Here is a 1,866-nt window from a genome sequence, read left to right as displayed (position 1 = left end):
CGGAGTTTTTCAAGCTAGTTGTCGCCTAAAAGTAAATTTTTATGCCGCCAGTTTCAGTTCTTGATATACCTCCTCATGATTTAATGTTTCCTTGTTAGTTTTGTCTGGATTTAAGTCAACAACGTTGGCGCGGTCCCAGTTACGAGTAGCACCGCTCCAGCGATTCGGGTTCCTCGCTTTTGCCGCCGCATACAATTGCTCACGTCGAATCAATACTTCCACATCCAAACCGGCATGGCGTTCAGTTGGCGTTACAAACTGAATGGCACTGTGCCGGTGTTCTTCGTTATACCAATGCATGAATGTAGTAACCCAATTCCTGGCTGCCAGGAGATCCTTAAATGGGCGACGTGGATATACTGGGCAGTACTTCAATGTTTTAAAAAAGCTTTCGGCGAACGGGTTGTCATTACTCACAGCAGGACGACTGAATGACGGCATGACGCCCAGCACCTGCAGCATGGCCAGCATCGTGGAGCCCTTCATCGGACTGCCGTTATCCGAATGAAGAACGACCTGATTTTGTGCGATTTTTTCTCGCACACAAATGTCCTTCATCACCTCGCTGGCCAGCGCGCTGCTTTCGGTTTCAAATACCTGCCAGCCGACCACTTTGCGACTAAATACATCGATGAACATATAGAGATAAAAATAGATGCCTCTGATCTCTGTCGGCAAATAGGTGATGTCCCAACAGTACAACTGGTTGGGCCCGGTTGCCTTTAAAGCACGCGGTTTGTTGCGGGGTTGCCTTGGCTTTTCTTGGCCACGGTGCACAAGCATATTTTTAGCCTTGAGTAAGCGATAGAACGTTGACTCCGATGCGACATAGATTCCATCATCAGCCAATCGCGGAACGATCTGGCTTGGCGGCAGATGGCCGTATTCCGGCGAGTTGGCAATGGCCAGAACCTGTTGTCGTTCCTCTGAGCTAAGCTGATTCTGAGGTGCCTGCACACGCCCTGTTCGCCGGTCTGCTTGCTCAGTCACCTGATCAATTTTCCAGCGCTGGAGCGTACGCTCGCTTAAATCAATGACATCGCAGGCACGTTCCTGACGTGCGCCTGAAACCACCGCTTCAGCGACCAGTGTCAATACGTTATTGCGCTCCGGGATTGGGGTCATTACTCCTCGTCCTCCCAAAGCGCACGGAACTTTTTTTGCAGAACCAGCAGTGCTGCCGCCTCCGCCAGAGCTTTGTCTTTCCGGACCAGCTCACGCTTGAGTTTGACGTTTTCATCTTTCAGCGATTTAACTTCACCAGCCTTGGGTGCGGCCTCTTTACCGCTGGCGCAAAAAGCAGCTTTCCAACTGGTTAAATTATGCGGGAACAAGCCACGTTCACGGCACCATGCCTGAAGCTGCTCTCCCGATAACGCATGGCTCTCATGCAGTGCCTGCAGTTGTTCTTCTACCGTCCAGTCGCTTGGTCGTTTTTCTTTTTCTGACGCCGGACCGCCCGCCAGTGCTGACTTCTTTTTCATCCAATATCTCAACGTGTGGTGATTCAAATTTAAATCAGTGGCCACTGACATGATTGTTCGGTCGCCACGGGAATAGGCCTTCTGTAATGCCTGCTCAATAAATGCAGCGGTATAGGTTGCCATTGTTGCCTCGCTCAATAAGTTAAAAAGAGAGGTAACAACCAGATTGAAGATCGCCGGTCATTTTAGCCGTATAACTTCAAAATCGAAAAACAAACCTTAACGTCTTGAGGGAATGGGTTCCGCTGCGCTCCACCCATAAAACCCCGACTGCCTACGCCGGAAAAAGCTGGATAGATAATGCGAAAAACACAAACAAACAGACTTCAATGAGATCGGTTCAATTTAAAAAGTTACACGACAAGTAGTCTGACAGATGGGG

Annotated in this window: 1 pseudogene; it reads right to left on the bottom strand. The window is 49.5% G+C overall.

The features are described from left to right. Positions 1 to 39 precede the first annotated feature (39 nt). Positions 40 to 1,607 (bottom strand): annotated as a pseudogene (locus E2I14_RS19145) (IS3 family transposase). Positions 1,608 to 1,866: the final 259 nt, after the last annotated feature.

The sequence above is a fragment of the Sapientia aquatica genome (assembly GCF_004358105.1).
Classification (GTDB): Bacteria; Pseudomonadota; Gammaproteobacteria; order Burkholderiales; family Burkholderiaceae_D; genus Solimicrobium; species Solimicrobium aquaticum.
The sequence above is the reverse complement of the archived record's forward strand: the minus strand, read 5'-3'. Positions and strand labels throughout refer to the sequence as shown.